6 protein-coding genes are annotated in these 7,155 nt (G+C 70.9%); 2 read left to right on the forward strand and 4 right to left on the reverse strand.

Annotated features, from left to right (window positions below; genetic code table 11):
• Nucleotides 1–72: 72 nt before the first annotated feature.
• The 4 genes from ACWGDE_RS33760 to ACWGDE_RS33775 form a co-directional block, all read right to left on the reverse strand.
• Entirely contained in the window at nucleotides 73–1,158 is a 1,086-nt protein-coding gene (locus ACWGDE_RS33760; protein WP_453392869.1) for a branched-chain amino acid aminotransferase, read from the reverse strand.
• A 231-nt stretch (nucleotides 1,159–1,389) separates the two neighbouring features.
• Nucleotides 1,390–2,430 (reverse strand): 3-isopropylmalate dehydrogenase, encoded by a 1,041-nt coding sequence (locus ACWGDE_RS33765; protein WP_453392870.1) that lies wholly within the window; start codon nucleotides 2,428–2,430, stop codon nucleotides 1,390–1,392.
• A 105-nt stretch (nucleotides 2,431–2,535) separates the two neighbouring features.
• Nucleotides 2,536–2,667, reverse strand: coding sequence for a hypothetical protein (locus ACWGDE_RS33770; protein WP_275431882.1), 132 nt, complete (start codon nucleotides 2,665–2,667; stop codon nucleotides 2,536–2,538).
• A gap of 259 nt (nucleotides 2,668–2,926) precedes the next feature.
• Nucleotides 2,927–3,808 (reverse strand): LysR family transcriptional regulator, encoded by an 882-nt coding sequence (locus ACWGDE_RS33775; RefSeq protein WP_453392871.1) that lies wholly within the window; start codon nucleotides 3,806–3,808, stop codon nucleotides 2,927–2,929.
• A 101-nt stretch (nucleotides 3,809–3,909) separates the two neighbouring features.
• On the opposite strand from ACWGDE_RS33775, the gene ACWGDE_RS33780 reads away from it, so the two are divergent.
• Both ACWGDE_RS33780 and ACWGDE_RS33785 read left to right on the forward strand, forming a co-directional pair.
• Nucleotides 3,910–4,923 (forward strand): NADP-dependent oxidoreductase, encoded by a 1,014-nt coding sequence (locus tag ACWGDE_RS33780; protein WP_453392872.1) that lies wholly within the window; start codon nucleotides 3,910–3,912, stop codon nucleotides 4,921–4,923.
• A gap of 119 nt (nucleotides 4,924–5,042) precedes the next feature.
• Nucleotides 5,043–7,073: a phosphocholine-specific phospholipase C gene (locus ACWGDE_RS33785; RefSeq protein ID WP_453392873.1), complete on the forward strand. Its 2,031-nt coding sequence runs from the start codon at nucleotides 5,043–5,045 to the stop codon at nucleotides 7,071–7,073.
• The last annotated feature ends 82 nt before the right edge of the window (nucleotides 7,074–7,155 follow it).

Below are 7,155 nucleotides of genomic sequence, written 5' to 3' on the forward strand. Positions count from 1 at the left end.
CGCCCCGGCTGCTCTGAGAGAGCCGGGGCGCGGGCCTTCGTGCGTACGTACGGCCGGCTTCTGGCCGAGCTGCTAGCCGAGCTGGTGCATCCAGCCGTGGGCGTCGGCGGAGCGGCCGGTCTGGAGCTCCAGGAGCGCCTTGCGGAGCTTCATGGTGACCTCGCCGGGCTCACCGTCGCCCTGGATCCAGTTGGCTCGCTCGGACTTGACCGAGCCGACCGGGGTGATCACGGCGGCGGTGCCGCAGGCGAAGACCTCGGTCAGGGTGCCGTTCTCGTTGTCGCGCTTCCAGTCCTCGGTGGTGATCCGGCCCTCTTCGGCGGTGTAGCCGAGGTCGCGGGCGATGGTGAGGAGGGAGTCGCGGGTGATGCCGGGGAGCAGCGAGCCGGTGAGCTCGGGGGTGACGATGCGGTCGCCGTACACGAAGTACAGGTTCATGCCGCCCATCTCCTCGATCCAGCGGTGCTCGACGGCGTCGAGCCAGACCACCTGGTCGCAGCCGTGCGAGGCGGCCTGGGCCTGCGCGACGAGGGAGGCCGCGTAGTTGCCGCCGGTCTTGGCCGCGCCGGTGCCGCCCTTGGCGGCGCGCACGTACTCCTCGGAGAGCCAGACGGAGACCGGCTTGACGCCACCGGGGAAGTAGGCGCCGGCGGGCGAGGCGATGACGATGAAGAGGAACTCGTTGGCCGGGCGGACGCCGAGGCCGACCTCGGTGGCGAACATGAACGGCCGCAGGTACAGGGAGGCCTCGCCGGAGTCCGGAACCCAGGCGCGGTCCTGCTTGATCAGCGCGTCGCAGGCGGCGATGAACAGCTCGGTCGGCAGCTCCGGCATGGCCATCCGGCGGGCGGAGGACTGGAAGCGCTCGGCGTTCGCCTGGGGGCGGAACGTGGCGACGGTGCCGTCGGGCTGCTTGTAGGCCTTGAGGCCCTCGAAGATGGTCTGCGCGTAGTGCAGGGTCATGTTCGCCGGGTCCATCGACAGCGGCGCGTAGGGGACCAGCTCGGCGTCGTGCCAGCCGCGGCCCTCGGTCCACTTGACCGTCACCATGTGGTCGGTGAAGTGGCGGCCGAAGCCGGGGCTCGCCAGGATCGCGTCGCGCTCCGCGGCGGACAGGGGGGTCGAGGAGGGCTTCAGCTCGATCGTGGGCGTCGTCATGAGTGCTTGTCCTTCACCGGTTGTGTATGGCGGACCGCGCTCACGGCGTACTAGGACGTCCGAGCTTCCCCGTAGTCCGCGGCCTCGCGTTCGATTATCGCGCGGGAGGAGGCTTCGGTGAAACGGGGTGAATGCGGCCCAGGGGAGATGGTGGCACCCGGGGCCGCACAGGAAAAGCCGCCGGGTGCGGTGGTCGCGACCCGGCGGCTTCTTCTGGGTGGTGCTGCCGGGTCAGCCGGCTACTCGAGCGGCGAGGGCGTCGCCGATCGCGTCGGTCGAGCGGAAGGTGCCGTCGCGCTCGGCCAGGTCGGCGGAGACCGCGTCCTCGATGCGGACGGCCTGCTCCTCGTAGCCCAGGTGGCGCAGCAGGAGGGCGACCGAGAGGATCGTCGCGGTCGGGTCGGCCTTGCCGGTGCCGGCGATGTCCGGGGCCGAGCCGTGGACGGGCTCGAACATGGACGGGAAGGCGCCGGTCGGGTTGATGTTCCCGGAGGCGGCCAGGCCGATTCCGCCGGTCACGGCGGCGGCCAGGTCGGTGAGGATGTCACCGAAGAGGTTGTCCGTGACGATGACGTCGAAGCGCTCGGGCTGGGTGACGAAGAAGATCGTCGCCGCGTCGACGTGCAGGTAGTCGGTGGTGACCTCGGGGTACTCCTGGCCGACCTTGTCGAAGATGTTCTTCCACATGTGGCCCGCGTACACGAGGACGTTGTTCTTGTGGACCAGCGTCAGCTTCTTGCGGGGGCGGGCGTTGGCCCGCTCGTACGCGTCCCGCACGACGCGCTCGACGCCGTACGCGGTGTTGATGCTGACCTCGGTGGCCACCTCGGCCGGGGTGCCGGTGCGCAGGCTGCCGCCGTTGCCGGTGTACGGGCCTTCGGTGCCCTCGCGGACCACGACGAAGTCGATCTCCGGACGCCCGGCCAGCGGAGTGGCGGTGTTCGGGAAGAGCTTCGACGGGCGCAGGTTGATGAAGTGGTCGAAGGCGAAGCGGAGCTTCAGCAGCAGACCGCGCTCCAGGACGCCCGACGGGACCGACGGGTCGCCGATGGCGCCGAGCAGGATCGCGTCGTGGTGCTTGAGCGCCTCGAGCTCCGCTTCCGGGAGGGTTTCACCGGTGCGGTGCCAGCGCTGGGCGCCGAGGTCGTATTCCTTGGTCTCCAGCTTCACATCCTGGGGCAGGACCGCGGTAAGGACCTTGAGGCCCTGAGCCACGACTTCCTGGCCGATGCCATCACCGGGGATCACTGCGAGATTGATGCTGGTCGACATGGTGGAACCGTACTCCTTGTCCCATCCCTCAGACATATTGCGTCCACCATGTGGACGCAATATGTACGGGCCGGGAGGTGGCCCGGAGGGGTGGCCCGGGTGTGCTCAGTGGCCGGTCGAGCCGCCGTTGTCGCGGCGGTCCAGCGCCCGCTGCAGGGCGGCGGCGGCGTTCTTGCGGTCGGCGTCGGCTGCGGCGGAGCGCCGGGCACGGCGAACGGCGACGGGGTTCTGCGTCATGGTGATCGACTCCTTGAGATCACGGCGTGGCGGGGCCACGGATGAGGGGTTCCTTCAAGGCGCCGGAAGAGGCGGGGAGCGGTGCGCGGCAGGGGTTGCCTGCCATCGGGGCACGCTCTCGACCGCCATTCGCCGGATCGGCGAGACGTTCGGCTTCTACAAAGTAGGTCAGCTCCCGCTGTATGTCTCCGCAATTACTCGGACTTCCTACTATCTGAGACGCGAAACCCCCCGGAGGGCCGCTCCGGGGGCTCCGATTTCAGCCGTTCGTGGAGCGGAGTTCCCTGATCAGAGCCCTTACGGCGAGGGTGGCGGCGGATTCCGGTGTGGTGACGTACCCCACCTGTCTCACCGGCCCCTGCGGACCCAGACCGGTGATGTCGACCGCCTCGCCGGCCTCCCGGAGCGACAGCTCGGGCATGATCGCCATGCCGAGCCCGCGGCCGACCATGGTGAGCACCATCGCGTCGTCCTCCGCCTTCACGGTGGCCCGGGGGATCCAGTCCTGCGCCAGCCACCAGGTGCGGGTGTAGGAGCCGCAGTTCTCGTCCCAGTCCAGAAGCGGCAGCGCCTTCGGGTCGGGGTGCCCGGCCGGGTGGACCAGGGCGTACGCCTCCTCCACGAGCACCCCGCTCAACAGGCCCGGCGGTACGCCCTGCGAGACCCCCAGCGTGGCGATGCCGAGGTCCGCGCGGCCCGCGGCGACCTCCCCGGCGGTGCCCGCGCCCAGCTCGCGCACCACCCGGACCTCGGGGCGGATGCCGGGGTGTCGGGCGGTGAGCCGCTCCAGGGCGGGCGGCAGCAGGTGCAGGGCCGCGCTGCGGAAGGCGGCGATCCGCAGCACGCCGGCCGGCTCCGCCCGGCCCGCGCCGCGGCCCGCGCCGCGCGCCTCCGCGCCCATGACCTCGTACAGCCGCAGGATCCGGCGGGCGTGGCCGACGGCCCGCTCCCCCGCCGGGGTGGGCGAGGCGCCGGTCCGGCCGCGCTCGAAGAGCACCGCGCCGAGTTTGGCCTCGCTGCCGCGCACCGAATGCGAGACCGCCGACTGGGTGAGGCCGAGGGCGGCGGCCGCGGCGGTGAACCCGCCGGTCTCGGCGACGGCGACCAGGACCCGCAGTTCCTGCGGGAGGAGCTCGGCCACGGGGGTTCCCACCTCGTTCTATGAGCGTCGTTCATGGATGTGCGGCTTCCATGAACGCAACCCTCTGCCCGGCGCCCCGATTCCCTCCTAGCGTCCTGCCCATGACCACGAACACCGCGCACGCCGTCCACCAGATCGCCCGCCCGACCGGCTTCCCCGCCGCCTGCGACTTCACGTACGTCGAGTCCCCCGTGCCGGAGCCGCGGCCCGGCACCGCCCTGGTGGAGAACCTGCTGCTCTCGGTGGACCCGTACCACCGCGGCATGATGGACGGCGGCGAGGGCGGCTTCGAGCTCCACGCCCCGCTGGAAGGCCGCTCGGTGGGCCGGGTGCTCGCCTCCCGCGACCCGGGCCTCGTGGAGGGAGACCTGGTCTTCCACCGCGAGGGCTGGCGCACCCACGCCCTCGTCACCCGGGGCGTCGGCGGCACCCGCAAGCTGCGCGGCCACGAGGGCGTTCCGCTGGAGGCCCACCTCTCCATCCTCGGCGGCACCGGCCTGACCGCGTACGCCGCCCTGACCCGCACCGCGGCCCTGCGCGAGGGCGAGGACCTCTTCGTCTCCGCCGCGGCGGGCGGCGTCGGCACGGCCACCGGCCACATCGCCCGGCTGCTCGGCGCCCGCCGGATCGTCGGCAGCGCCGGTTCGGCGGCCAAGGTCCGCCACCTCACCGGGGTCCTCGGCTTCGACGCCGCCTTCGACTACCACGACGGGCCGGTCGGCGAGCAGCTCGCGAAGGCGGCGCCCGACGGGATCGACGTCTACGTGGACAACGTCGGCGGGGACCACCTGGAGGGCGCGATCGACGTGCTGCGCGAGTACGGGCGGATCGCCTGGGTCGGCGGGATCTCGATGTACAACGGCGACCGCTCCCCCGCCGCGCCCCGCAACCTCTTCGAGGTCGTACACAAGTCGCTGCGCCTGGAAGGGGTATTGGTTCGCAATCACACCAATCTGCAGGACGAGTTGGAGGACTTCCTGGTCCCGCACCTGCGCAGTGGCCGGATCGGTACCGACACCACCGTTGTGCAGGGATTCGATCACACGGTGAATGCCTTCCTGGGCATGCTCCGGGGGGAGAACCTGGGCAAAATGCTCGTCCGCCTCGGAGACTGATTCCGGCCGACCGGATGTTCACCGAGTTCTTACCGCACGGATGTAGACCTTTGGCGCGGCTGCCGCCACTCTTGCCGTCAATGTGCCAGCGGGGCACTTGAGTTGGAGGCGAGTAGCCAGTGACACCGATCAGCCGCAGAGGATTCGTGGGAATCGGCGCCGGGCTGATGGCGGGGGCGGCCCTGCCCGCGATCGCGCCGGCGTCGGCGGCCGCGGCCGCCGCTTCCGGCACGATCACCGACGTGAAGCACGTGGTGATCCTGATGCAGGAGAACCGCAGCTTCGACCACTACTTCGGCAAGCTGAAGGGTGTCCGCGGCTTCGGCGACCGCGCCGCCGGCAACATCCCGGGCGGCTGGGGCATGTTCAACCAGCCCAACTGGGGCGGCCGCCAGTACCCGTGGAAGCTCAGCTCCACCCCCGCGGCGGGCGGCGTCGACGGCGAGACCCTCGCCCAGTGCAACGGCGACCTCCCGCACAGCTGGACCTCGCAGCACGCGGCCTGGAACAAGGGCCGCATGGACAACTTCGTCACCGGCGTCGGCAACACCCGCACCCTCGGCTACCTCGACCGCGGCGACATACCGTTCCACTACGGGCTCGCCGACAACTACACCATCTGCGACGCCTACTTCTGCTCCACCCTGAGCGCGACCGGCCCCAACCGCACCTTCCTGTGGAGCGGCAAGGTCGACGCGGGCAGCAAGGACGGCGGCGACGAGTCCGGGCTGACCTGGGAGACGTACGCGGAGGCCCTGCAGCGCGCCGGGATGACCTGGAAGGTCTACCAGAACGCCCAGGACAACTACGGGGACAACGGGCTCGCCTACTTCAAGAAGTTCACCGACGCCGCCCCCGGCAACCCGCTGTGGGACCGGGGCATGGGCTCCGTCCCCAAGGTCACCGGCTCCACCCCGGACGACATCGCCGCCGCCATCCGCGCGGACGTCGTCGCCGGCACCCTCCCCCAGGTCTCCTGGGTCGTGGCCAACGAGGCCTTCTCCGAGCACCCGTACGCCCCGCCCGGCGACGGCGCGCACTTCGTGGACCTGGTCTACCGCGCGCTCTCCGCGAACCCCGAGGTCTTCGACTCCACCGTCCTCTTCCTCAACTACGACGAGAACGACGGCTTCTTCGACCACGTCCCGCCGCCGATCGCCCCGCCCGGCACGCCCGGCGAGTACATCGACGGCGTCCCGATCGGGCTCGGCTTCCGCGTCCCGATGATCGTGATGTCCCCGTGGACCCGCGGCGGCTGGGTGAGTTCCGAGGTCTTCGACCACACCTCCGTGCTGCGCTTCATGGAGACGTGGACGGCGGCGCTGGGCACCCCGGCCACCTGCCCGAACATCAGCGCGTGGCGCCGCAAGGTCGTCGGCGACCTGACCGGCGTCTTCGACTTCGCGCACCCGGTGTACGGGGTTCCCGCCGGTCTGCCGTCCACCGCCAAGGTGATCGGCCAGGCGACCTGCGGCCCGCTCCCCAACCCGGTGCCGCAGGACAACGCGCTGCCGGCGCAGGAGCCCGGGACGCGGCCCGCGCGGGCCCTTCCGTACCAGGTCAACGGGAACCTGGACCGCTTCGAGTTCGGGGCGGCCGGCAAGATCCTGGCCTGGTTCTCGATGACGAACGCGGGCACGGAGGCGAAGCGGCCGGCGCACTTCTCGATCCACCCGCACCAGTACCGGGACACGGCGGCCTGGCAGTACACGGTCGACGTCGGCGCCACGTCGACCGACTACTTCAACATCGGCACCGGCAGCGGCTCCGGCAAGTACGACATCTCGATGTACGGCCCGAACCGCTTCCTGCGCCGCTTCATCGGCGACGCGTCGAAGGCCGGCAAGTCGATCGAGGTCGCGGCCCGCTTCGCGGTGGAGCCGGGCACGGGCAAGACGGCGATCTACTTCAGGATGACCAACTCCTCGGGCTCGCCGGTCACCTTCACGATCCGCTCGAACGCCTACCGCACGGACGGCCCGTGGACGTACACGGTCCCGGCGAACTCCTCGCGCGAGGACTACTTCAACGCCGTGGCCTACAGCAACGGCTGGTACGACTTCACGGTCCTCGCCGACTCCGACGGCACCTGGTCGCGCCGCTACACGGGCCACATCGAGTCGGGCGCCCCGAGCGTCTCGGGCTCCTAGACACCGTCCGGCTCCGGCTACAGCACGTCCCCGTTCCGCCAGTCGAAGCGCAGCGGCCCGGCGGCGGGGTCCGGCAGGACCC

The organism is Streptomyces sp. NPDC054956 (assembly GCF_053609185.1).

Bases quoted from the DNA above. Each gene is read 5' to 3' on its own strand.
- ACWGDE_RS33760 (WP_453392869.1), bottom strand. From the start codon at position 1,158: ATGACGACGCCCACGATCGAGCTGAAGCCCTCCTCGACCCCCCTGTCC.
- ACWGDE_RS33765 (WP_453392870.1), bottom strand. From the start codon at position 2,430: ATGTCGACCAGCATCAATCTCGCAGTGATCCCCGGTGATGGCATCGGC.
- ACWGDE_RS33780 (WP_453392872.1), top strand. From the start codon at position 3,910: ATGACCACGAACACCGCGCACGCCGTCCACCAGATCGCCCGCCCGACC.
- ACWGDE_RS33770 (WP_275431882.1), bottom strand. From the start codon at position 2,667: ATGACGCAGAACCCCGTCGCCGTTCGCCGTGCCCGGCGCTCCGCCGCA.